This window comes from Pseudomonas sp. (assembly GCF_030150285.1).
Taxonomy (GTDB): Bacteria; Pseudomonadota; Gammaproteobacteria; order Pseudomonadales; family Pseudomonadaceae; genus Aquipseudomonas.
Map to the genome: position 1 here is coordinate 1 of NZ_JASLGE010000057.1, position 24,311 is coordinate 24,311.

23 protein-coding genes are annotated in these 24,311 nt (G+C 61.6%); 13 read left to right on the forward strand and 10 right to left on the reverse strand.

Annotated features, from left to right (window positions below):
* Nucleotides 1-173 precede the first annotated feature (173 nt).
* A complete protein-coding gene (locus Q1W15_RS13175; RefSeq protein ID WP_300729105.1) occupies nt 174-1,472 on the forward strand; it encodes a histidine-type phosphatase in 1,299 nt (432 codons plus the stop codon).
* Nucleotides 1,473-1,629: 157 nt separating this feature from the next.
* The gene (locus tag Q1W15_RS13180) at nt 1,630-1,863 is read left to right on the forward strand and encodes a hypothetical protein (RefSeq protein WP_300729108.1); all 234 of its coding nucleotides are present in this window, start codon (nt 1,630-1,632) and stop codon (nt 1,861-1,863) included.
* Between the two features lie 67 nt (nt 1,864-1,930).
* Here Q1W15_RS13180 and Q1W15_RS13185 read toward each other — a convergent pair whose 3' ends face one another.
* A complete protein-coding gene (locus tag Q1W15_RS13185; RefSeq protein WP_300729111.1) occupies nt 1,931-2,893 on the reverse strand; it encodes a LysR family transcriptional regulator in 963 nt (320 codons plus the stop codon).
* Nucleotides 2,894-2,991: 98 nt separating this feature from the next.
* Here Q1W15_RS13185 and Q1W15_RS13190 point away from each other — a divergent pair, with 98 nt between their 5' ends.
* The 7 genes from Q1W15_RS13190 to Q1W15_RS13220 all read left to right on the forward strand — a co-directional run bounded on the left by Q1W15_RS13190 (nt 2,992) and on the right by Q1W15_RS13220 (nt 11,085).
* Entirely contained in the window at nt 2,992-3,732 is a 741-nt protein-coding gene (locus Q1W15_RS13190) for an SDR family oxidoreductase (protein ID WP_300729114.1), read from the forward strand.
* A gap of 75 nt (nt 3,733-3,807) precedes the next feature.
* On the forward strand, nt 3,808-4,656 hold the full coding sequence (locus Q1W15_RS13195; protein ID WP_300729117.1) for an ureidoglycolate lyase: 849 nt from the start codon (nt 3,808-3,810) through the stop codon (nt 4,654-4,656).
* Between the two features lie 45 nt (nt 4,657-4,701).
* Nucleotides 4,702-5,673 (forward strand): D-erythronate dehydrogenase, encoded by a 972-nt coding sequence (denD, locus tag Q1W15_RS13200; RefSeq protein WP_300729120.1) that lies wholly within the window; start codon nt 4,702-4,704, stop codon nt 5,671-5,673.
* Nucleotides 5,674-5,771: 98 nt separating this feature from the next.
* On the forward strand, nt 5,772-7,139 hold the full coding sequence (locus tag Q1W15_RS13205; RefSeq protein WP_300729122.1) for an MFS transporter: 1,368 nt from the start codon (nt 5,772-5,774) through the stop codon (nt 7,137-7,139).
* Complete coding sequence (locus Q1W15_RS13210; protein ID WP_300729125.1) at nt 7,136-8,020, forward strand: NAD(P)-dependent oxidoreductase; 885 nt, start codon at nt 7,136-7,138, stop codon at nt 8,018-8,020. The genes Q1W15_RS13205 and Q1W15_RS13210 overlap by 4 nt, the downstream gene beginning before the upstream one ends.
* 16 nt (nt 8,021-8,036) lie before the next feature.
* Nucleotides 8,037-9,821, forward strand: coding sequence for an IlvD/Edd family dehydratase (locus tag Q1W15_RS13215; RefSeq protein ID WP_300729127.1), 1,785 nt, complete (start codon nt 8,037-8,039; stop codon nt 9,819-9,821).
* A gap of 76 nt (nt 9,822-9,897) precedes the next feature.
* Nucleotides 9,898-11,085 carry a fumarylacetoacetate hydrolase family protein gene (locus tag Q1W15_RS13220; protein WP_300729130.1) on the forward strand — a complete coding sequence of 396 codons (1,188 nt, stop codon included), beginning with the start codon at nt 9,898-9,900 and terminating at the stop codon, nt 11,083-11,085.
* A gap of 62 nt (nt 11,086-11,147) precedes the next feature.
* On the opposite strand, the gene Q1W15_RS13225 is transcribed toward Q1W15_RS13220, so the two are convergent.
* A complete protein-coding gene (locus Q1W15_RS13225; RefSeq protein ID WP_300729133.1) occupies nt 11,148-12,050 on the reverse strand; it encodes a LysR substrate-binding domain-containing protein in 903 nt (300 codons plus the stop codon).
* 110 nt (nt 12,051-12,160) lie between these two features.
* On the opposite strand from Q1W15_RS13225, the gene Q1W15_RS13230 reads away from it, so the two are divergent.
* Both Q1W15_RS13230 and Q1W15_RS13235 read left to right on the forward strand, forming a co-directional pair.
* On the forward strand, nt 12,161-13,006 hold the full coding sequence (locus tag Q1W15_RS13230) for a class II aldolase/adducin family protein (RefSeq protein ID WP_300729136.1): 846 nt from the start codon (nt 12,161-12,163) through the stop codon (nt 13,004-13,006).
* 113 nt (nt 13,007-13,119) lie between these two features.
* Nucleotides 13,120-14,436 (forward strand): MFS transporter, encoded by a 1,317-nt coding sequence (locus tag Q1W15_RS13235; protein ID WP_300729139.1) that lies wholly within the window; start codon nt 13,120-13,122, stop codon nt 14,434-14,436.
* Nucleotides 14,437-14,504: 68 nt separating this feature from the next.
* Here Q1W15_RS13235 and Q1W15_RS13240 read toward each other — a convergent pair whose 3' ends face one another.
* Nucleotides 14,505-15,491: a PDR/VanB family oxidoreductase gene (locus tag Q1W15_RS13240; RefSeq protein WP_300729142.1), complete on the reverse strand. Its 987-nt coding sequence runs from the start codon at nt 15,489-15,491 to the stop codon at nt 14,505-14,507.
* 70 nt (nt 15,492-15,561) lie between these two features.
* Nucleotides 15,562-17,106: a Rieske 2Fe-2S domain-containing protein gene (locus Q1W15_RS13245; protein ID WP_300729145.1), complete on the reverse strand. Its 1,545-nt coding sequence runs from the start codon at nt 17,104-17,106 to the stop codon at nt 15,562-15,564.
* Nucleotides 17,107-17,338: 232 nt separating this feature from the next.
* On the opposite strand from Q1W15_RS13245, the gene Q1W15_RS13250 reads away from it, so the two are divergent.
* Nucleotides 17,339-18,058 carry a GntR family transcriptional regulator gene (locus Q1W15_RS13250; protein ID WP_300729148.1) on the forward strand — a complete coding sequence of 240 codons (720 nt, stop codon included), beginning with the start codon at nt 17,339-17,341 and terminating at the stop codon, nt 18,056-18,058.
* Nucleotides 18,059-18,175: 117 nt separating this feature from the next.
* Nucleotides 18,176-19,105, forward strand: a complete 930-nt coding sequence (locus Q1W15_RS13255; RefSeq protein WP_300729151.1) for an AEC family transporter — start codon at nt 18,176-18,178, stop codon at nt 19,103-19,105.
* 51 nt (nt 19,106-19,156) lie between these two features.
* Here the strand turns inward: Q1W15_RS13255 and Q1W15_RS13260 are convergent, their stop codons facing one another.
* The 6 genes from Q1W15_RS13260 to gloA are packed head-to-tail and all read right to left on the reverse strand — an operon-like array spanning nt 19,157 to nt 24,309.
* Nucleotides 19,157-20,374: an FAD-dependent oxidoreductase gene (locus Q1W15_RS13260; protein ID WP_300729154.1), complete on the reverse strand. Its 1,218-nt coding sequence runs from the start codon at nt 20,372-20,374 to the stop codon at nt 19,157-19,159.
* A gap of 14 nt (nt 20,375-20,388) precedes the next feature.
* Nucleotides 20,389-21,693 (reverse strand): amidase, encoded by a 1,305-nt coding sequence (locus tag Q1W15_RS13265; protein WP_300729157.1) that lies wholly within the window; start codon nt 21,691-21,693, stop codon nt 20,389-20,391.
* Entirely contained in the window at nt 21,680-22,906 is a 1,227-nt protein-coding gene (locus Q1W15_RS13270; protein ID WP_300729160.1) for a DUF1116 domain-containing protein, read from the reverse strand. Before Q1W15_RS13270 ends, Q1W15_RS13265 begins: the two co-directional genes overlap by 14 nt.
* Nucleotides 22,903-23,532, reverse strand: a complete 630-nt coding sequence (locus Q1W15_RS13275) for a hypothetical protein (protein WP_300729163.1) — start codon at nt 23,530-23,532, stop codon at nt 22,903-22,905. Before Q1W15_RS13275 ends, Q1W15_RS13270 begins: the two co-directional genes overlap by 4 nt.
* A gap of 28 nt (nt 23,533-23,560) precedes the next feature.
* Nucleotides 23,561-23,905 carry a bifunctional 3-phenylpropionate/cinnamic acid dioxygenase ferredoxin subunit gene (locus Q1W15_RS13280; protein WP_300729166.1) on the reverse strand — a complete coding sequence of 115 codons (345 nt, stop codon included), beginning with the start codon at nt 23,903-23,905 and terminating at the stop codon, nt 23,561-23,563.
* Nucleotides 23,902-24,309 carry a lactoylglutathione lyase gene (gloA, locus tag Q1W15_RS13285; protein ID WP_300729168.1) on the reverse strand — a complete coding sequence of 136 codons (408 nt, stop codon included), beginning with the start codon at nt 24,307-24,309 and terminating at the stop codon, nt 23,902-23,904. The genes Q1W15_RS13280 and gloA overlap by 4 nt, the downstream gene beginning before the upstream one ends.
* Nucleotides 24,310-24,311 lie beyond the last annotated feature (2 nt).

Genomic DNA, 24,311 nt, shown 5'->3' on the forward strand with positions numbered 1-24,311 from the left:
CTGTACGAAATGTTTTCGAGCGAAGGTTAGGCAAGGCGAAAACAGGCGAGGAAGCGGAGTTTACGGGTTGTAAATGAGCATTCCGAGCCTGTTTTCAACGCCGCATAACCGAGCGCAGATACATTTCGTACAGAGCCTAGACTCACCCTCGCCCCCCCCCCCAAGGAAACCCCATGAAAACGTTGACCCCACTCTGCACGGGGCTGTTGCTGGCCAGCCTGCTAAGCCCGACCGCCCATGCCCAAGCCCCGACTGACGACGGCTACGTGCTGGACAAGGTGGTGCAGGTGAGCCGCCACGGTGTGCGCCCGCCGACCCCATCCAACGAACACGTGCTGACCCGCGTCACCCAGCGCCAGTGGCCCACCTGGCTGGTGCCGCTGGGCAACCTGACCGGCCACGGTTACACCGGCGCGGTTGAAATGGGCCGTTATCGGGGCCAGGTGCTGCGCGCAGCCGGCCTGATCCCTGAGGGGTGCCCGGCGGCCACGACGGTGTTAGCCCACACCAGCCCGTTACAGCGCACCAAAGCCACCGGCCAGGCCTTGCTCGACGGCCTGTTCCCCGGCTGTGGCTTACAGCCGACCTACGTCGACGGCCCTCAAGACGCACTGTTCCAGGCCAATAAAATGCCCTTTGCCGCCCTGGACCCGGCCATAGCCCGCGCCCAAATTCTGCAGGCCTTGGGCGGCAGCGTCGAAGCCGCCCAGGCACGCTACAAACCGGAGGAAGAACGCTTGCGCCGCGTCGCCTGCCTGCCAGACGCCGATTGTCCCTACGGCAAGCAGGCCTGGAAACTGGTGCAAAACGCCGAGGGCCGTTTCTCCATCAAGGGCCTGAGCGCAGGGGCCAACATGGGCGAAGTGTTCCGCCTGGAATACAGCCAGGGCCTGCCACTGGACAAGGTCGCGTTTGGCCACGCCCGTACCGCCGCCGAGGTCTCCAGCCTGATGGTGCTGGCCAAGGCCAAGTACGACTTCCTCAACGACATCCCCTACATCGCCAGCCGGGGCGCGTCGCTGCTGATGAACCAGATCTCGCTGGAACTCAAGCTCAACACCCCGCTGGCCGACCCGGCCGCGCAAGACGCCCCGCCCGATGTGCCGCTGATGCTGCTGGTCGCCCACGACACCAACCTCTCGTATTTGCGCACGATGCTGGGGTTCACCTGGAAACAGGGCGACTACCTGGCCAACAACATCCCGCCGGTGGGTACACTGCAATTTGAGCGCTACAAGGAAGTCAAAACCGGCGACTACTTCTTGCGCATCGCCTTTGAAGCCCAGTCCATGGACCAAACGCGCAACCTCAGCGTACTGACCGCGGCGCAGCCCCCCCTGACGACCGATTTCAAAAGCGCTGCGAACTGCCGCACCACCCGCGTTGGCCTGCTGTGCCCGCTGAAAGAGGCCATGGCCACGGTCGATCAACACATTGACCCCACGGCGTTGACGCCTTACCGCTTCCCATAATGGCTCAAGGCACCCGGCAGGTCGAAGCCACCGCCACCTGCCCGGCGCAGCCTGTAGCAACGGTGCGCCGACGTGAGATACATTGAAACCACTTGTGACTAAACCACGAGCCCGTTCTCTCACAAAAAAAGGGTGCCCATTGAACTCCCATCAAAAAATGCGAACTTTCGACCTGATCCGCGCAGCGGTACTGCCTGAGTACCGAGACCGCGTGGCCGAGTACCTGACCGCCTACGAAGACATCCTGCACGACGAGCACGCGCCCGCTGCCGCAATACACGCCAGCGCCCATCAATTGCGCGGTTACCTGCGCGGCTTGAACACCACACGGGTGGTGGGCATGGCCGACCTTGAGGCACTGGACCGACGCATCAGCGAATCGTGGCTGTAAGGCTGTCGCTGGGCGACTGAAGCGGCGGCTCACGCCTTTTGAGCACTAAAACGCTTGGGCACAGCGTTCAATCATCCAGCCCTGTGCCCTCACCACGTCGGGCATCGGGGCCATTGAGCAAGGCGTCGATAAAGGCGTGTGTCGACCAGCGCGGCGGTTCGTTGCGCCGGGTGATGATGCCGTAGTCCGCCAGCACCAAAGGAAACGGCAACGCCAGGCGGGTCAGGCGCCCGGCCTGGATCTGCAGTTCGACCATCGAGTCGGCCAGCATTGAGACCATCGGCGCGGTTTGCAGCAATTGCAGGGTGGTTTGCATCGAGACCGTTTCAACGGTGTTTTCCGGGGTGGGCATGCCCACTTCCACAAAAGCCTGCTCCAGCCGCGCCCGCATGGGCGTGCCTGTGGGGTAGACCACCCAGGGCCAGTTGCCGAGTTCGGCCAGTGGCACGTCACTGGCACCGGCCAGCGGGTGCTGGCTGCCGGTGACCAGGCACAGGGGTTCCGGTGACAACGGCTGGAAGTCGAACAGCTCGCGATGACGGTCCAAGGTAAACCGCGCCACCACCAGGTCCAGCTCCTTGTGTTCCAGCATGGTCAGCAGGTTGGCGCTGGTACCTTCCAGCACGTCCAGGGTGAGCAGCGGCCAGCGCTGTTTGACCTCGACAATCGCCGCCGGGATCGCCACGGCCGTGGCCGCATAGATGGTGCCGATTTTCAGCAGGCCATGCCCGCCCTGGCGCAAATGATTGATCTGGCTGACAAACTGCTGGGAGTCATTGAGGGCGATTTGCGCAAAGCGCGCCACGTGGGTGCCCAGGTCGGTGAGCGTCATGCTGCGCGGCAAACGCTGGAACAGATCAAAGCCCAACTGATGCTCTATCTCGCGCAGCATCTTGCTGACGGCCGGCTGGCTGATGTTCATTTCCTGGGCCGTGGCGTGCATGTTTTGGGTACGCGCCAGGGTGTCAATCAGCACCAAATGGCGAAACCGCAGCCAGTTGCACAGTTGGTTGAATACGACATCGGCCATCCGATAACCTCCGGTTATTAAGGCTTGAGAATATCTCATTGGCGATTATCGCAAAGCAACATTAGTGTTGGCCCCATAAGAACAAGGGATCTGCACTCATGAACCTCGCCCACAAACGCGTTTTGATTACCGCGGCGGCAAACGGCATTGGCCGCGCCTCGGTACTGGCTCTGCGCGATGCAGGCGCTACGGTCATCGCCACTGACGTGAACGTTGAAGCTTTGCGCGACATCCAAGGCATTCAGGCGTTGGCGCTGGACGTCACCCAACCGGCGGCCATCGACGCCATCCGCCAGCAAGTCGGCACCCTCGACGTGCTGTTCAACTGCGCAGGCTACGTGCACAGCGGCGCACTGCTGGAGTGCGATGACAACGCCTGGCAATTTTCTTTCGACCTGAACGTCACCGCCATGTATCGGATGATCCGTGCCTTCTTGCCGGGCATGTTGAGCAACGGTGGCGGCTCAATCATCAACATGGCCTCGGTGGCGTCCAGTGTGAAGGGCGTACCGAACCGTTTGGCCTACACCGCCAGCAAGGCCGCCGTGATTGGCTTGACCAAATCGGTGGCGACCGACTACATCAGTCAAGGCATTCGTTGTAACGCCATATGCCCAGGCACAGTGGATTCGCCCTCGCTGCGCCAGCGCATCGCCGAACAAGCCCGTGAGCAAGGGCGTTCAGAGGCCGAGGTGTATCAAGCGTTCGTGGCGCGCCAGCCCATGGGCCGCATCGGCAATGCCGAAGAAATCGCCCAGTTGGTGGTGTATCTGGCCAGCGACGCCAGCAGCTACACCACCGGCACCACCCAGATTATTGATGGCGGGATGAGCAACTAATCCCCACTGTAGGCGCGCGCTTTTAAAAGCGCGTGCCTCAGAAGGTCAGGTTTGTCATTCGATACAGGAGCGTTTATGAAACTGCTGCGTTACGGCGAAAAGGGTCAGGAAAAACCGGGGCTCTTGGATGCACAAGGCAATATTCGTGATTTGTCGGCGTACATTGCCGATGTCGCCGGCAAGGCGCTTGAGCCTTCGAGCCTTGAAGCCCTGAGTCACATTGACCCCGCCAGCCTGCCGCGGGTCAATGGCTCGCCGCGTATTGGCGCGTGCGTTGGCCAGGTGGGCAAATTTATCTGCATCGGCCTGAACTACGCCGATCATGCGGCGGAATCAGGCCTGGAGGTACCGGCCGAACCCGTGGTGTTCAGCAAATGGACCAGCGCGATCAGTGGCCCCAACGATGACGTGCAGATTCCGCGCGGCTCTACCAAAACCGACTGGGAAGTCGAGCTGGGCGTGGTGATCGGCAAGGGCGGGCGTTATATCGACGAAAGCACTGCCATGGACCACGTCGCCGGTTTTTGCGTGATCAACGATGTGTCCGAACGCGAATGGCAAATCGAACGCGGCGGCACGTGGGACAAAGGCAAGGGGTTCGACACCTTCGGCCCGCTGGGCCCATGGCTGGTGACCTGCGACGAAATCAGCGATCCGCACCAGCTCGACCTTTGGCTTGAGGTCGACGGACAGCGCTACCAGAACGGCAATACCCGCACGATGGTGTTCCAGGTACCGGCCTTGATTGCGTACCTGAGCCGCTGCATGTCACTGCAACCGGGTGACGTGATTTCCACCGGCACACCGCCGGGCGTTGGCCTGGGCGTGAAGCCAACGCCGGTGTACCTGCGCGCGGGCCAAACCATGCGCCTGGGCATCGAAGGGCTGGGCGAACAAGTGCAACGCACCGTCCAGGCCGACTGATTTCACGCTTAACGCCTCAATAAAGATAAGAAACAGGAGTGACACATGCGCATCCTCATCACCGGCGGCACTGGCTTTATCGGCAAGCAACTGGCTCAGCGCCTGATCGACCTGAACACCCTGACCCTGGAAGGCGAAACCCCGCGCACCATTGAACGCATCGTGCTGTTCGATGCCTTTGCCGGCGAAGACGTGCCCAAGGACCCGCGTGTGGAAGTGGTGACCGGCGACGTGGCCGACCCTGAGGTCATCGCCCGCGTGACCGATGGCATTGACCTGGTGTGGCATTTGGCGGCGGTGGTCAGCTCGGCCGCCGAAGCCGAGTTCGACCTGGGCATGCAAGTCAACCTGCACGGCCTGATGGTGCTGCTCGAAACCCTGCGCAAACAGCCCAAACCACCGCGCTTTGTGTACGCCAGCGGGTTCGCGGTATTCGGCGGCGCGCTGCCGGAGGTGGTCGACGACAACACGGTACTCACGCCGCAATCGTCCTACGGCATGCAAAAAGCCGTGGGCGAATTGCTGGTGGCTGACTATGCCCGCAAAGGCTTTGTGGACGGGCGCGTACTGCGCCTGCCCACTGTCGCCGTGCGCCCGGGCAAGCCGAACAAGGCCGCCTCAACGTTCTTCAGTTCAATCATTCGCGAGCCGCTGGTGGGCTTGCCTGCCGTGTGCCCGGTGCGCCCGGACACCCAGGTGTACCTGACGTCACCACGGCGCATTGTGGAATCGATGCTGCTGGGCATGACCCTGTCCCCGAACACCCTGGGCAACGAGCGCATCATCCCGCTGCCGGGCGTGACCACCACCGTGGCCGATATGGTCGCCGCGCTGCAACGGGTGGCCGGCGATGAAGTGGTGAAACTGATTCGCTGGGAGCCGGACGCCACCATCCAGCGCATCGTCGAGAGCTGGCCAAGCAAGGTTCAGGCCCCCCGCGCCCGCGCGCTGGGCTTTACCGCCGACCCGGATTTCGACGCCATCGTGCGTGCGCACATAGAAGACACCGCTGTCTGACCCCTGTAGGAGTGAACTTGCTCGCGAGCGTTTAAAAGATCGCGAGCACGCTCGCTCCTACAGCAAAAAACAACAATAAAAAATTGAGGCCGTGCGATATGACCACTATCCCGCTGACTGATGTCTCGGACATCGAACAACAGACGATCAAGCGTGTGACCAAGCGCATGATCCCTTTTCTGATCCTGCTGTTTGTGGTGGCCTTTCTGGACCGCAACAACGTGGGCTTCGCCGCGCTGCGGATGAACGAAGACATCGGTATCAGCCAGACCCTGTACGGGCTGGGCGCAGGGATTTTCTTCCTCGGTTACTTCATCTTCGAAGTGCCGAGCAACGTGTTGCTGCACCGCTACGGGGCCCGCGTGTGGATCGCCCGAATCATGGTGACCTGGGGCATCATCGCCGGCGCGATGGGGTTTCTGGAAACGCCCATCCACTTTGTGTCTCTGCGTTTTCTGCTGGGCATTGCTGAAGCCGGGTTCTTCCCCGGGGTGATTTACCTGCTGTCGCTGTGGTTCCCGAGCCGCTATCGCGCCCGCATGATCGCCACCTTTTACCTCGGCGTGCCGATCGCCCAAGTCATCGGTGCACCGCTGTCGGTGGGCCTGATCGAAATGGGCGACGCGATGGGGTTTGTCGGCTGGCGCCTGATGTACGTCGTCGAAGCCGTACCGGCCGTGATCCTGGGCGTGGTGTGCTACTTCTACCTCACCGACCACCCGCACCAAGCCCATTGGCTGACCGATGAACAACGCAATTGGCTGATCAACACCCTGGAAACTGAAGAGCGCAACAAACCGCTGGTGGTGGGCATTCAACCGAGCAAGTGGCAGATGATCCGCAAGGCACTGTCCAGCCGTCAGGTGTGGCTGCTGGCGCTGGTGTACTTCGGCATCACATCGGGCTCTAACGCCATGAACTTCTTTATGCCAACGGTACTCGCGTCGTTCCGCGGTTCGTTCGGGCTGGAAATCGGCCTGATGCAAAACGGTTTGATCACCGCCATTCCTTATGCGCTCGCCGCTGTGGCAATGATCTGGTGGAGCCGCCGTTCGGACCGCTTGCAAGAACGTCACTGGCATGCCGGCGGTGCCGCGATGCTGGCCGCCGTGTCTATCGCCGTGGCGTTGTGGCTCAACCAACCGTGGATCATCGTGATCGGCTTCATTCTCTTGGCCATGGGCGTTTACAGCGCGATCAACGTGTTCTGGGCGGTACCGGGGCAAGTGTTGACCGGCCTGGGGGCTGCCGCCGGCATTGGCCTGATCAACTCCATCGGCAACCTCAGCGGCTTTATCGGCCCTTACCTGACCGGCTACCTGTTTAACGTGACCGGCAGCTACACCCCGGGCTTCCTGATTATTGCCGCGCTGGTCGGTGCCGGTGGTTTGGGCATGGTGCTGATGCCACGCAACAAAGTGACGCTGGGTGACGCCACCCCAGCCACCGTAGGAGGTAAGGCATGAAGCTGCAAACAATCGCGTTTATCGGCACCGGGATCATGGGCAAGCCCATGGCCCGCAACCTGATGCGGGCCGGTTTTCCGGTACGCGCCTGGAACCGCTCGGCGGCCAAGGTGCACGAGTTGGTCGAGGACGGCGCACGGGGCTTCGACACCCCCGCCGAAGCGGCCAGCGGGGCCGACGTGCTGATTTGCATGCTCAGCGACGGCCCGACCTGTGACGAGGTGCTGTTTGGTGAAAACGGTGCCGCCAAGGCGCTGGCACCCGGTGCGCTGGTGGTGGTGATGAGTTCGATCCCGGTGGACACCGCCGTCGATCAGGCTCGTCAGTGTGCCGAACGGGGCCTGCGCTACCTCGACGCCCCGGTGTCGGGGGGCGAGCGCGGGGCCCGCGAGGCCAGCCTGGCAATCATGGTGGGCGGTGAAGCCGCAGCCTTCGAACAAGGCCGCGACGTGCTCGCCGCCATGGGCCGCCCGGTGCATGTCGGCCCGGCAGGCACCGGCGAGCTGTCCAAGCTGGTCAATCAATTGATCGTCGCCAGCACCATCGCCACCGTCGCGGAGGGCCTGCTGCTGGCCGAACGCGGCGGGGCCGACCCGTCAAAAGTACACGAGGCACTGATGGGCGGGTTTGTCGACTCCCCCATCTGGCGCCAGCATGGCCAACGCATGCTCAACAACGATTTCACCCCCGGTGGCCCGGCCAAATGGCAACTCAAGGACACCCGCACCGCCCTCGCCCAGGCGCAAAAACTCGGCCTGTCGCTGCCCGTCGGCAGCCTGGTCGACAGCCTGTTTGCGGCCATGATCGAGGCCGGTGACGGTGACCTCGACCACGCCGGGCTGATACGCCAGTTACGTCGCCACAATACTTTGCCTGAATAACCTGCTGGAGCCTGCCATGACCGATTCAACCCCACGCCGCCTGCGCAGCCAGTTGTGGTTCGACGACCCCAGCCACGCCGACCTGACCGCGCTGTACGTGGAGCGCTACATGAACCAGGGCCTGACCCGCGCCGAGCTGCAATCGGGCCGGCCGATTATCGGCATCGCCCAGACCGGCAGCGACCTGACGCCCTGCAACCGTCATCACATTGAGCTGGCCAAGCGGGTCAAGGACGGCATTCGAGACGCCGGGGGCATTCCCATGGAATTCCCGGTGCACCCCATTGCCGAGCAATCCCGGCGCCCCACCGCGGCACTGGACCGTAACCTGGCCTACCTGGGCCTGGTGGAAGTGCTGCACGGCTACCCGCTGGACGGCGTGGTGCTGACCACCGGCTGCGACAAAACCACTCCGGCGTGCCTGATGGCCGCCGCCACCACCGACCTGCCCTCCATTGTGCTGTCCGGCGGGCCGATGCTCGACGGCTGGCACAAAGGCCAGCGCATCGGCTCCGGCACCGTGCTGTGGCATGCGCGCAACCTGTTGAGCGCCGGTGAAATTGATTACGAAGGGTTTATGACCCTGACCACGGCGTCGTCGCCGTCGGTGGGCCACTGCAACACCATGGGCACCGCGTTATCGATGAACGCCCTGGCCGAAGCGCTGGGCATGTCGCTGCCAGGCTGCGCGAGCATCCCCGCGCCGTACCGCGAGCGCGGGCAAATGGCGTATGCCACCGGCGTGCGTATCGTCGACCTGGTGCGCGAAGACGTGCGCCCCTCGCAGATCATGACCCACGCCGCGTTCGAGAACGCCATTGCCGTGGCCTCGGCACTGGGCGCGTCCACCAACTGCCCGCCGCACCTGATTGCCATCGCCCGGCACAGCGGCATCGACCTGTCGCTGGACGACTGGCAGCGCGTCGGCGAGGACGTACCGTTGCTGGTGAACTGCATGCCCGCCGGTGAGTACCTGGGCGAAAGTTTCCACCGCGCCGGTGGCGTACCGGCAGTGATGCACGAACTGGACAAGGTCGGCCGCCTGCACCGCGATTGCCTGACCGTAAGCGGCCGCAGCATGGGCGAAATCGTGGCGGACACCGTAACCGGCGACCGCGACGTGATCCGTTCCTACGAAGACCCGCTGATGCACCGCGCCGGGTTTATCGTACTCAGCGGCAACTTCTTCGACAGCGCGATCATGAAGATGTCGGTGGTGGGCGAAGCCTTTCGCAGCACCTACCTCAGCGACCCGGAGCAGCCCAACAGTTTTGAAGCTCGGGCCATCGTGTTCGAAGGCCCGGAAGACTATCAGGCACGCATCAACGACCCGTCGCTGAACATTGATGAGCGCTGCATTCTGGTGATTCGCGGCTGCGGCACGGTGGGTTTCCCGGGCAGCGGCGAGGTGGTGAACATGGCCCCGCCGTCCGCGATGATCAAGGCCGGCATCGACTCGTTGCCGTGCCTGGGCGACGGTCGCCAGAGCGGCACTTCGGCCAGCCCGTCGATTCTTAATATGTCGCCGGAATCGGCGGTGGGCGGCGGCCTTTCATTGCTGCGCACCGGCGACCGCCTGCGCGTCGACCTCAACGCCCGCAGTGTCAACCTGCTGGTGGACGAAGCCGAACTCGACGAGCGCCGCAAGGAACCGCTGCCGCCGCTGGCCCCGTCCCAAACCCCGTGGCAGGAACTGTACCGCCAACTGGTCGGCCAATTGTCGACGGGCGGCTGCCTGGAGCCGGCCACCCTGTACTGGCGCGTGATCCCGGAAAACGGTCCGCCCCGCCACTCTCACTAACCCTCACAACACCCTGTAGACGCGAGCACGCTCGCGCCTACGGGTGTTGTTCGCCCAAAATTCGAGGACCGCTCCCATGAACACGCTGCAATTGAATATTGACAACACCCTGCCCCAAGACTGGCAGCGGGCTACGCTGGTGGGCCGTGTGTGGCTACCCGGCCCCTTGGCGGGCCCGGCCGTGGTGGTGATTCGTGACGGTGAAGTGATCGACTGCACCGCGCACTTTCCCACCCTGAGCCTGCTGCTGGACCGTGAACACCCGTTGCAGGCCGTGCGCGACATCCGTGGCACGTCCCTGGGCCCGGTCGAGGCCTTGCTGGCCAACAGCGGTGAACAGCGCGACGACACCGCCCCCTACCTGCTGGCCCCCGCCGACTTGCAAGTGATCAAGGCGGCCGGTGTGACCTTTGCCGCCAGCATGATTGAACGGGTCATCGAAGAAAAAGCCGGTGGCGACGCATTGCGCGCTGAAGAGGTGCGCGGGTTGGTGCAGGCCGTGATCGGTGACAACCTGCGCGACCTAAAACCCGGCTCGCCCGAGGCCATGCGCCTCAAGCAGGTGCTGATCGAACAGAACATGTGGTCGCAATACCTGGAAGTGGGCATCGGCCCCGACGCCGAAATTTTCACCAAGGCTCCGATTCTGGCGGCGGTGGGCACCGGCAATGCCATCGGCATTCACCCTGGCTCAAGCTGGAACAACCCGGAACCGGAGGTGGTGCTGGCGGTCAACAGCCGTGGCCAGATTCACGGCGCAACCCTGGGCAACGACGTCAACCTGCGCGACGTTGAAGGCCGCAGCGCCTTGCTGCTGGGCAAGGCCAAGGACAACAACGCATCCTGCGCCCTGGGGCCGTTTATTCGTTTGTTCGACGAGCACTTCAGCCTCGACGATGTGCGCCACTGTGAAGTGACGCTGCGGGTGGAAGGCCTGGACGGCTACGTACTCAACGGCCAGAGCAAGATGAACCAGATCAGCCGCGACCCGGCCGACCTCGCCGGGCAAACCCTCAACGCCAACCACCAATACCCGGACGGCTTTGTGCTGTTCCTCGGCACCCTCTTCGCCCCCACCGACGACCGCGACCAGCCGGGCCAGGGGTTTACGCACAAGGAAGGTGACGTGGTCAGCATCGCCTCGCCCTTGCTGGGAGCCCTGCAAAACCGCGTCACCGGCAGCCACCAGGCCCCGGCCTGGACCTTCGGGGTGAGCGCACTGATGCTGAACCTGGCGCGACGCGGCTTGCTCGGCGCGGCTTAAACCACACGCGGCCCTGTTGAATAAACAGGGCCGCCTGGCTCACCCTCATCGCAGGGGGGCGACTACTCAGTATCCAGGCGACAGGCTTCTGTCAGCCATTCCCGAAATGCCACCCCCTTGGGTGAGTTTCTTTGCGTGTGCCGATAGCACAGAAAGTGAATGTCGCGCATGACCGGTTGGCACTCTTCAATCCGGTATTTGACCAGGCTGCCATTGGCCAATTCCTGCTGGGAAAAGCGCACGCTCTCCAGGGCCAGGCCCAGCCCGTCGACAGCCGCCGCCAGGGCCAGGGCCCCGCGGTCGAATGAGGGCCGATGCATGATCTCGGGCACCGGCTTTGCATGCTGACGAAAGTAGTCTTGCCAGGAGAGCGGGTTGAGTTGGGACTCGATCAGCGGGATGGCGTGCAACTCGTCGAACCGGATGTCCGTACGGCCGCCCAGCAACTTCGGCGCACCGAGGGGGCAGCACTCTTCCAGCCCCAGGCTTTGCACACAGATATCCGAGCTATTGAGGGCCGCTCCGTAAGCAATCACCATGTCCAGCTCAGCCTGCTTGTGCAAATCAATCGGCGTGGCGCTCGATGACAGCTGGAGGGTGAACTGGGGGTATTTGGCGAAGAAATCGGGCAGCCGCGGGCCCAGCCATTTACTGGCAAAACTGGGCGAGCAATGAACCGACAGTTTTTCCGTTTCGGCAAAGGGCCGCAGCTCGGTGCAAATCTGATCGATTGCGTTAAAGGCAGGCTGGATGACCGTGAACAACCGGCGGCCCTGGTGGTTGAGCTCAAGGTGGCGGCTATGGCGAATAAACAACGGGTAGCCGAAGAAGCTTTCGAGGCTTTTGATCTGGTGACTGATCGCAGAGGGCGTTTGATGCAGCTCAGCGGCCGCGACACTGAAATTGCCGTGTCGTGCGGCGGCTTCGAACGCTCGGAGCGCAACCAGGCTGGGGCGATTACTCATTATTATTATCCTGTGAAATTATTTCACAGTGCAGTGAAATAGCATCGTTTGTCGCCGTTTGCAAGGTTTGTGAAGGTACAGCCTCAACCGAACCCATGGCGGATGCCTGTATGAATAACAGCGTTAAACAACCCGATAGCACACTGACTCAGCCGTCACACCGGATCTCGATTTATCAGCCCGAACAAGAAGGCCTGATCTACCCGCAAGTGCCCGAATTCGCCACCTATGCCGAGCAACGCAAGCATTTGAAAGAACGCCTGGTGGCGGCCTGCCGAGCCTTTGCCTTGCAGGGCTTCGACTACGGGTTTGCCGGGCACCTGACGGTGCGCGACCCGGAGTTCCCCGAGTTGTACTGGACGAACCCGATGTGCGTCCATTTCTCACAGGTCAAAGTCTCCAACCTGATCCTGGCTGACCACAACGGCAAAATCGTCGAGGGCGACTACGCGATCAACCGCGCCGGGTTTGTGCTACATGCCAATGTCCATGAAGCCCACCCGCACATCGTTGCCATGTGTCATGCCCACACCGTGTATGGCGGCGCATGGGCCAGCACCGGCTTGCCGCTGGAGCCGATCACCCAGGACGCCGCGGCGTTCTTTGAAGACCAACTGGTGATCACGGCTGAAGCCGGGGCTGTCGCGGTCAAAACCGACTCCGGCAAATCCATTGCCTCGCTGTTCGGTAAACACAAGGCCATCCTGCACCAAAACCACGGCCTGCTGACCGCCAGCAGCCACAGCATCGAAAGCGCCGCCTTTTGGTTTATTGCGCTCGAGCGTTGCTGCCAGCAACAACTGATGGTGGCCGCGACGGGCATCAAACCGAAGTTGGTCACAGACGAACGCGCCCGCTTCAGCCGCGAAAACGTCGGCAGCGATTACATCGGCTGGCTGCATTTCCAACCCATCTGGGGGCAACTGCTGCAGACCCAGCCCGACATGCTCGATTAACCGCTTTCTTGCTGTAAGTTCTTCACCCAAACGACACCCCTTGCCGCGGTTGAACACTCAGCAAGGGGTAAGACGCGAGCCTTATAAATTTAACAATGCTTGGAGGCGTCCTCATGAATACCCTTGCCGACCGTGCCCAGCCACTCGCCGCCACACTGACCAGTACCGAAGACCTCATCTATAAAAAGGTGATATGGCGGCTTATTCCGTTCCTCTTCCTCTGCTATGTGTGCTCTTACCTCAACCGTATCAACGTAAGTTTTGCCAAGCTGCAAATGGCCCAGGACCTTGCCTGGAGCGATGCCGTGTACGGGCTCGGTGCCGGTATGTTTTTCATTGGTTATTTTGCCTTTGAAATCCCGAGCAATATCATCATGTACAGAATTGGCGCTCGCCGCTGGATCGCCCGGATCATGGTGACCTGGGGGGTGATTTCCGCCGCCATGATGTTCGTCAACACGCCGATGCAGTTCTACGTCATGCGCTTTCTTCTGGGCGTGGCGGAAGCCGGCTTCTTCCCGGCCATCCTGCTTTACATTTCGCAGTGGTTCCCGTCTTCCAGAGGGGCCAAGGTCACCGCGCTGTTCATGGCCGCGATTCCCATGTCAGGCGTGATCGGCGCACCGCTGTCGGGGTGGATCATGCATTCGCTCAGTGGCGTGCAGGACCTGGCAGGCTGGCAATGGCTGTTCGTGCTCGAAGGGCTTCCCACCATCATCATCGGTATCTGCGCTTACTTTTACCTGACTGACCGGATCGAGGATGCTCATTGGCTCGGTGAGGAAGACAAGAAGATCCTGCGCCACAACATCGATAAAGAGTCGAGCGGCAAGCACCTGCACCGCATGATGGACGGGCTCTCTAACCCCAAGATCTGGCTGCTGAGCTTGATCTACCTGTTCTTCACGATGGGCTTGTACGGGGTCAGCTTTTGGCTGCCCACCCTGATTCAAGCGTCCGGCGTGCAAGACTCCATGCACCTGGGGTTGCTGACGGCCATTCCGTATGCCTGCGCGGTGGTGACGATGATTCTGGTGGGCCGAAGCTCGGACCGCTTTAAAGAACGCCGTTGGCACCTGGCGATTCCCGGGCTGCTCGCGGCAACCGGTTTCCTGATCAGCGCCTCGTTCCAGTCAACCCTGATGATCAGCCTGCCGGCGCTGTGCCTGGCGACGATGGGCGTGATGACCACCATCTCGCAGTTCTGGACCTTGCCTCCGGCGATTCTGACCGGGGCGGCCGCGGCAACGGGCATCGCCCTGGCCAACTCTATAGGCAGCGCTTCGGGCTTTATCAGCCCCTTCGCGATGGGCACCATCAATGCTGCGACCCAAAATACCTCGTCAGGGATCATATTGCTCTCTGCGGTGTTGGTCGGCGGGTGTTTACTGGTCTTCCTGGTCCCCAAACATTTATTGACCTACAAGTAAGACAAAAAGCCCTCGAGAGAGGGCTTTTTAACGCCTGTTGTGCTGGCTCGTAGTGCCCAAGGGGTTTGTTAAAGGTCCAGCACCAGCGTCCCGCTGGCCGCCCGCGACACGCAGCAGGTCAGAAAGTCAGCGCGCTCGCTGTCGTCGAGAATGAAATCCTGATGGTCGACCGTCCCGGCCAGGTAGCGCACCTTGCACGTGCCGCACAAGCCGGATTGGCAGGACGTTTGCACCGCATACCCGGCGCGGTTCAGCACCTCTGCCAGGCTTTGGTCGGGGGCCACTTCCAAGCGTTCTCCGGTGCTGGCCACCTCGGCAATAAACCCGCCGACCCGCGAGCATTCATCGGTGCGCGGTTGGGCAGGAGCCTTGAAGTGTTCGAAATGGACCGACCCGCCGGGCCAGTGTGCCGACGCGTCCTTACACGCCTGCATAAACCCCCCAGGCCCGCAGTAGTAAAGCGCGCACGCGTGCTCGGGGCTCTTCAGGATCGCGGCAATATCGAGTTTGTTAGCCGCGGACCCGCCATCGAAATGGAAGCTGATGCGACCCGATTTCGCCAACCCTTCCAGCTCGTCTTTAAAGGCGGCGTACTCCGGCCCCTTGGCGCAGTAGTACATCTCGTAGGGGATGTTTTGCGCCTCTAACTGGTGGGCCATCGATTTCATCGGCGTCACCCCGATGCCCCCGGCCAGCAGCACGACCTTTGTGGCACCCGGGTGCAATTCAAACGTGTTCCTGGGTGCGCTCACGCGTACGGTGTCGCCCACTTTAATCTGCTCATGAACGGCCGCCGAACCGCCGCGACCATTCAGATCCTTCAACACCGCAATCTGGTAACGATGGCGTTCTGAGGGCGCATTACACAGCGAATACTGGCGGACCACGCCAGCGCCCACCTGAATATCAATGTGCGCGCCAGCCGTAAAAGGCGGCAGGTTGGAGCCATCCGCCGCGACGAGTTCATACGAATGGACACCGTTCGCTTCCATCCTGATTTGCTTGACCACCAGTTCCAGATGCGTGGCAGCCGTGCTGTCTACACTTGCGTTCATACCTCACCTCGGCAATGCGCTGACAACGTCCGGGGCAAGGGCCACCCCGGACGTTGTGGGGGCCTTTGGGTTATTTTTTGAAGCTTTGCTCAAGCTGCTCAAGGCGTTCTTTGACGAACTCGGCGCGCGCCTGCCCTCTCAGTTGATCCGCTTCGGTGAGGATCGCCACCGTTTCTTTGGCCAGCCGACGGCGGTTGGCCACCTCTTGCTCCACCGTGTCTGCGATCGGCATTTCAAACACGTTGCCGGTGCAGTAGCTATTGGGCGCACCGTTCATTGAGCGCAGCCATTGTGCAAAGCCATGGGCACCTGCTGCGGGGTTGGTGCCGCGAACCGCGTCCCGGAGCATTTTGCGGAAGGCATAGACCCCCGCATCGAACTTGGTGGGGTTTTCAAGCTTATGAACCGCGATCGGCCGTTGCGAGATAATCGCCTCGTAATCGCCCGGCGCGTATTGCGCGTCTTTGTAGATCTCGCGTTCACGGTGGTGCTTGGGAATGGGAGGCAACTCATCGAGCGTGTATTTGCCGAAGCGCTCAGGCCGACGCATTGCCACCTGCCCTTCGAGAAAGTCGATGGTTTCGTAGCCGACCATGCTTTTGTCACCGATGCCGCGCGTATCAATACCCGGCCCCATGACCCGCCAGCCCATCATTTTGCTGTTCTCGTCATCGACCGGAACCGTCCAGCGCACGATATGGAAACGGCTGAAGAGCTTCTTCGCCGAGCCGTCTTCGGAGGTGTACGCGTGCAAGCTGAGGTTGGGCAGTACCTGGTGCTGAATGCGCAGGAACATTCTGTCGTCGTTGACGCGACGGGCACCCGCGCAGGCCAGGCTTCGGCCCTGATGAACCGGGATAAATTGCATGTCGGGGGCAACTTCCATGGACGCTGCGCCGACCTCGTCGAAGGTCGTGCCCTGGAACTGTTTGTTCACCACGTTTTTGGCAGAGTGCAAGGCGGTGGGGTGGAAATTGTCGGCCGCGTTGTCTTGTACCTGCACCCAGTTGCAGTGCTGGAAGTTGCTGTAAGGCACCAGCTCGTCGCCCTCTGCAACGGTAAAGTTTTCTTCCCATTCTGGAAATGGCGGCTCTTCGTCTGGCGGGCCCATGTACGCGAACACCAAGCCATGACGCTCGAACGCTTTGTACGCCCCTTGGCGAATGGAGCAGGCGTATTTTTCCGCCTCTTTCTCTTCGCCCGCTGGAAAGGGCACGTGCAAGCAGGCCCCGTCTACGTCAAACACCATGCCGTGGTAACAGCACTTAATGCCCCGCTCCTGAATGGCCCCATATTCCAGGGACGCGCCCCGGTGACAGCAATGCGCATGCAGCACGCCGATCTGGCCACTGCCGTCCCGGAAGGCCACCAATTCTTCACCCATGATTTTCAAGAAGCGCGGGGTATCCGTGAGTTCCAGTGACATACACACCGGGTGCCAGAAACGGCGCAGGTATTCGCCCATCGGCGTGCCCGGCCCGGTTTCCGTCAACTCCGGGTCATGGCCCGGTACGTTATTGGTGTGATACCCCCCATAGGCGATGAGTTTTTTGGCGATCGGTGCGCTGGCACCACTCGATTGCTGGGCTTCGTGCTGTTCGAATTTCTCAGTCATGACCCTGTCTCCATTTTTATTTTATCGTCAGAACTCAGGCTACGGAATTCTGTATACGGATTATTTGAGCGCTTGGATGCCATCGGTGCTGCGGGTTAAGGGAGTGTCTTGGGTATCCTCTTCTGTCTTCTGCATTCCACCTACTGTATTCTGTATACAGATAAGCCATTCTTGGACTGACGCCCATGATTGTCAAGCCACCCCGTTGGAATCATTTTGGAGAACGTGGACAATGACCCTCGCAATCAAGCCACCGAAGGCCCCACTGAACGCCATGACGACTAAGTTGCAGAAAATTCAAACCCGCCCGGACTATGTCGACGAGGTGTACAAGGCGCTCCTGGACGCAATCAGTGACGGCACCATGGCCCCGGGGGTTCGTTTCACCCAGGAAGAGATCGCCGAACAGATGAACGTGTCGCGTTCTCCGGTGCTGCAGGCCATTCGCCTGCTGAAAAAGGATGGGCTGGTTCAGGATGCGCCCGGCAAAGGGGTGCTGGTGACACCGTTGACGGTTGAGTCCATCAGCAACCTCTACCTGATTCGCGGGGCTCTGGATAACCTGGCCGCCAAAATGGCCGCTGAAAAACGCCATCAAATGGACCCGGCCATTCTTGAACACGGCCGGCGCGTGGCCAAGGGAAAAGACCTCAAGGCCATGGTGGATGCCGACGTCGCGTTTCATCACGCCATCTACGCCGCCTCGGGCAACCCCCTGATTGCCGAGAGCGCCCAGGTTTACTGGGTGCACCTGCGTCGCGCGATGGGCACCGTGTTGCAATCGTCGGCCTCTGAGCGTCAATCCATTTGGGACGAGCATGAGGCCATTGCCAAGGCCATTGCCGAAGGCGACGCAAAAAAGGCGGGTGAGCTTTCTGATGTCCACACCCGCAAAGCGCGAGAGTTCCTGACGTCACAACTGGGTGAGTATTTAGGGCAACAAACCCCGTGATCTGACGTAACCTTTGCGGCCTGAGAGCGCCTGCTGCTGGCAGGCCGCGCCTGAGCACGTCACGCCGTTGTCAAACGCCCCCCATTCGACCCTTTCACCTTGCGAGTTACCCGGCCCATGGCCTCTGTGCTGAATGTTGTTCTGCCTGTTTTTGCCCTTATTCTTGCCGGCTTCGCCTGCAGACGCCTGGGCCTGCTCGGCCCCAACGCCGCGTCGGAAATCAACCGGATGGTGGTTTGGCTGTGCCTGCCGGCGTTACTGTTCGAGGCCATGGCCACTGTGGTGTGGGAACAGATTTGGCAGCCGGGGTTTATCCTCACTTACGGGCTGTCAACGGTCGGCCTGTTCGTCATCACGTTGCTCTGGCGCCTACGGCGTACAGGCAGCCTGGTTGACGCCAGCGTCCAGGGATTAAGCGCCTCCTACGCCAACACCGGCTATATGGGTATTCCGTTGTGCCTGCTGGTATTTGGCGACGCTGGTATGGAACCCGCGCTGATCACCTGTTTGGTGGTGGTGTGCGTGCTGTTTTCGATCTCGGTGATTTGCATTGAAATCGGCTTGCAAAACGAAAAGAGCCTTAAAAAAGCCGTTGCCAAAGTCACGTTGGCGCTGATTAAAAACCCGATTGTGGTCGCGCCGTTTCTGGGCGCGTTGTGGGCCGCGACAGCACAGCCGTTACCGGCTTCATTGCACACACTGCTCAATATGTTGTCGGCGGCAACGGGCCCCTGCGCGCTGATTTCCCTGGGGCTTTTTCTGGCCCATCGGCACAAAGAGACGCGCGAGCGAGGTACGCGCCTGGCGCTCATCAAACTGGTTGCCCACCCCCTGATCACTTGGGTGCTGGCCTTTTATGTCTTTCGCCTGCCCCTCATGTGGGCCCAGGCCGCATTGCTGCTCAGCGCACTGCCGACAGGCACCGGCCCCTTTATGCTGGCCGAATTTTATCGACGGGACGGCTCGCTGGTCTCCAGCACCATCCTGATATCCACCTTGGGGTCTTTGATCACACTGTCGGCGTGCATCTACTTGATCGGCCTGTAAACCGCCCTTGCGCGGCGTGGGCGGCAGACGCACACCGCCCACGTCCAGCCTTTACAACAGGTCGCGCAGTGCCACGCCCGGATCGACCAGGCGCGTGCAGTCCAGCCCCCTGCCCTGCGCCGCCAAGCGCTTGAACACCGCCATGTCGCGGCTGTTATTGACCGTCGCCGCCGCTTGCAGGCGGCCCTTGGCGTCGAGCTGTAACACACTGAACACGTCTGTGCCCGGGTCGCCCCTGCACAGCAATGGCCCGTCCCCCTGGAACAGGCCCAGTGTCTGCACGTTACAGGCGTACTGGTCCGACCATAACCAAGGCTGTTCGCCGTACTCGGCCGAGCCCCCCAGCATGTTGGTCGCGGCGATGAGTGGCTGGTTTTCAGCCACCTGCCAGGACTCAACGCGCAACGGGAGCCCCAGCACGGGGTTGAAGTGGTTGGTCACATCGCCAGCGGCAAAGATATGCGGGTCAGAGGTACGGCAGCCCGAGTCGACCCGTATTCCGTTCTCAACGGCCAAGCCTGCCTGTTGCGCCAGTTCGACATTGGGCTGTGCACCGATGCCGGCCACCAGGATGTCGGCTTCGATGTCCCCGGCGCTGGTGCGCAGGGTCATGCTGTTTTCAGGCCCTTTGACAATACCCAGCACCTGACACGCCAGGTGAACAGTGACGCCCTGGCGACGGTGCAACGCAACCATGTAGTCACCGACCTGAGCCGGCATCGAACGCCTCAAAAGCCCGCTGGCGGCTTCAATGACGTCAACGGTGCAGTCCAGGCCGCGCGCCGCAGCCGCCACTTCAAGGCCTATAAAACCGCCCCCCAGCACCGCCACGCGGCAACCCGGGCGAAGGGTATTGCGCAGCGAACGGGCGTCTTCAATCGAACGCAAGTAATGGATCTTCACCGCGTCGGCACCCGGCCCGGTGTAGTGCCGGGCACGCGATCCGGTGGTCAGCAGCAGCTTGGTATAAGCCAAGGGCGGGGCATTATCGAACAACAGGCATTGCTGCTGGCGGTCAATGCCAACGACGCGCACCCCCAGGCGTAACTCTATCCCCAGCCCGGCATAGTAAGCGCCATCCTGGATAAACAGGTTGCGCTCCCCTTCGATGCCATTCAGCACATCCTTGGACAGGGCCGGGCGATCATAAGGCAGGTGTGGCTCGTCACCGATCAGGCAAATGCGTGCCTGCGGCGCGAGTTCACGCAGTGCTTCAGCGGCCCGGCGACCCGCCTGGCCGGCACCGACAATCACGTATTCAGAATGCATGCTCACACCTTCAGTCAAGTCACGAGTAAGGCAGGGCTGTCCTGCAATGTGCTTTCGATCCAGGCGGCTGCCTGCAACAAGCGATCATCGGCGAAACGCGCGCCGATCAACTGGATGCCGATGGGCAAGCCATTGGCCCCCGTCAACGCCGGTAAAGACAAGGTCGGAACCCCCAGGAACATCCATAACCGGCTGAACAAGGGATCGCCCGTGGAGGAAATCCCCAGCGGGGCCGTGTCGCCAGCGCTGGGGGCCAGCAAGACATCCCAGGGTTCGAACACATGAGCACTTTCATGCGCCCCTTGTTCGGCGGCGGCACGCAGCTCGCCATACTCCTCGATGTCGACCTCCAGGCCCAATTCGATCAATTGCTTGAGGGGGTCGCTTAACTGGTGGGCGTGATGGTCGTATTCGCTGGCCAGGCTGCGAGCCGCTTCATAAGCCATCAACCGTTTTTGCCCCTCTGCGAACGTGTCAAAGCGCGCGGGCAAACACGCATCGCCCACCCGGGCACCGCTTTCGGCCAACCGCAGCATGATGTTTTCGATGCCATTACGGGTGTGTGGCGACGCCGACAGCCAATCGGCGGTGCGGCACACACCTATGGCAGGTGCCCAACGCGGGTTGTTGTTGACCGCCACCCCGGCACGCCCACCCAGCAACACCGAGCGCATGCGCCCGGCATCGCGCACGCTGCGCGTCAGCACCCCCAGAGTGTCCAGTGAATGGGCCAGGCCCTTGACCCCCGTCAAGTTGAAATCACCGTACGTGGGTTTGTAGCCGACCACGCCGCAGTAGGACGCTGGCCGAATCAGCGACCCGGCCGTTTGCGACCCCAGCGCCGCCGGGACCATACAACTGGCCACCGCCGCCGCCGAACCGCTGGATGAGCCACCGGGCGTATGCGCCAGGTTGTGCGGGTTGCGCGTCTTGCCGGGCGAGAAATAGGCGAACTCGGTGGTAACCGTCTTCCCCATCAATACGGCCCCGGCACGTTTGAGCAGCGTGGCACAAGCCGCATCCGTGGGCGGCCTGTGCCCGGCGTACACGGCTGACCCATAGGCGGTCGGTGTATCGGCGCAGGCGATGATGTCTTTCAAACCGATGGGCACCCCGTGCAATAAACCTTGCGCAGTTTTTCGATCCATTTCCCGGGCTTGCTGCAGCGCCCATTCCGGGTCAATAAATGCCCAGGCCTGAATGCTCGGCTCCAGGCGGTCAATGGCCGCCAGGCAATCACTGACCAGTTCCAGCGAACTCATCTGCCGATTGGCAATCGCCTGTGCGGCCTCGGCCACCCCCATTTCATGCGGTTTCATGAAGCGCCTCCAACTGAGCCACTGCGGTTTCGAAAGGCACGCGCGCGCAAAAATAAAAGCCCCCGTCCAGCCGGCCTTGCAGCCCCTCGCGATCGAGCACGCCCAAACTGATCACCGGCGATTGCCCACGCTCACACACCGCGAACGCACTCAGCCCGGTGCGCAGCGGGGCCGACTCAGTGAATGCCGGGTGCACGTGGGTCAGTAAGCTTTCAGGGGGTTGCAGGCCATGTTCCTGGCACACCTGCTCGAGGCGTTGCGAGGTGACCGGCGAATACCGGGCCGCCATGGCACCCAACCCGAACGCATCGACAATGGCACTGTCGCCAATGGCACCCAGAGAACGCTTGAACAGCGCTTCACTGGCCGCAGGAATCAATGGCGGCGTCGCCGGGGCGGTAAACCAACGCCCAGGCCAGGCCGCCACTTGAATGCCGAACTGTCGACCATTACCGCCGATGGCCGTGACCACACCGCTGCCTTCGAAACCTTGCGCCGCCTGCAGAATGCATTTGACGGCGGCCATCCACGGGTTGAGGAAAAACGCCGCCGACGACTCAAGGAATGACCGTACCGGCTCGGGCAACGGCAATGCGCTGCCCTGCCCCAACCACTTAGCGGCCAGCAGGGCCGAGGCGTGGCGTGTCATGCCATGACAATCATCCCCGGCCGCCAGTGCCTGATCGGCGATAGGCAGGAGTTCCAGCGGTTGGTGTTCAATCCATTCGCTGAGGTGCGAGGCCAGTTCCCGATTGACCCATTGCAAACGTTCCAGAACGGCGTCATCGAACACCCCCACCCGCGCCACCGGCCCGTCACCCCCGTTAAGGGTGCTGAACGCGCGACGCGATGGCTGAAGGGCATCTTCAACGACAATCACGGCCATCCCGGGCGAAAGCACATCCGCCAACGGAATGGCGGCGCAGAAATCCTGGGCGGGGTACAAACCAAGGGTGCCGGCGTCGAGCAAGGCTTCGGCCTTCTCACGGGTGTCAGCCCACCCCTCGTAGAGGATGGCCAACAGCGCCGAATGGCGAACCGCAACAGCCAGCTCACTGGCGCAGGCCACCGGCGGCCCGGCGTGTAACAGCGCACGGCCGGGAAAGGGGATGACCTCGAACGCCCGAGCGACCTTCACCCAGCGAGGCCGCACTTCAAGCATGGCGGCCAGCGCGGCGGCATCCGCATGATTCAAGGGTTTGAATCCCTTCATGGTTGCCCCCGGCTTTCTTCGACCCATGACTCACCAAACGCCAGGAACGCCGAATTGAGTGTGCCGTCCAGAAAGTCCCGCTCAATGACCACACCGGGCAGCACCTCGTCATTGAGCAACACCTGCGCCCTTTGCGCACCCTGGAAGACGCTGTACATACGATGCTTGCCGGTGGCACTGAATGTCGGCCCGACATCGGCAGCAAAGGGGGGCTGCAAATCCAGCCAACGCATTTCCAGCCGCACCCCCTGAGCCTCGATGCTTTCGCGCCAGGCCGTTGCCACCTCACTGTCAGTGCCGCCATTCTGATTGGCTTGCAGCAGCGTGACATGGGCCAGGGACGGCACGTTTTTGAAGGCACCAAATGAAGGCACGTACTCGTCCAACAGGTAGCGCATCAGCGGCAAGTTATCGGCAATACACAGGTTCGGTGCTGCCGGGTAACCGAGGGCACTGTCAGGCTCGCCTAGCAGCAGAATGCCCCGCCCTCGGCCATAGGCTGAAACCACAACCTTGAAATACAAAGCCAGCACGCACCAACCCGCTTGCTGGTTTTGCGGGTGTTTGAGGTAGATCCCCGGGTTCTCACCTGACCAACTGACCAGGCCTTGCTGAATAATTGACATAATTCTGTTCCTTGATGGCCTGATACGCTCAAGCCAGTTGCAGGGTGTTACTCCCCAATCCAATCAACACCGCCTGCGCTTCGACCTTGACCGCATAGGTGCAGACGTTTTCTCGCGCCGGTGCACACATCACCCGGCCTGTCGCAATGTCGAAACGGGCCTGGTGCAGCGGGCACTCGACTTCACCGTCCTCAATCCAGCCCTCGGATAAAGAGGCATTGCCATGAGGGCAGCGATCACGCAGCGCGAAGTACTGCCCCTGAACATTGAAGAGGGCGATGACCTGATCTTCGACCTGTACACGTCGCGCCTGCTGGTCGGCCAACTCGCCGACAGCGCACACGCGTGTCCATCTCAGCGCTGACGGGCTCATGCCACCCTCCCCGAAGCCGACTGCAATAACTCGATGCGGTAGCCATCCGGGTCGAGAACAAAGGCTATGAGCCGAGCCCCGCCCGCCATCGGCCCAGGCTCGCGCACCACCACAACGCCCTTGGCACGCAGCCTTTGCACACATGAGTGAACATCGTCCACGCCGATCGCCACGTGCCCCCACGCGTCGCCTTGCACGTAGGGCTGCAGCCGATCCCAGTTGTGGGTCAACTCCAGTACCGCGCCCTGGTCTTCGGTGTCATAGCCAATAAAGGTGTTGCTGAAGCGCCCGGCCGGGTAGTCGGTGCTGTGCAGCACGCGCATACCCAAGAGGTCAACGTAGAACGCCAGCGCGCGGGGCAAATCAAGCACCCGCAACATGGTGTGCATCAGTCGTGCTTGCATGG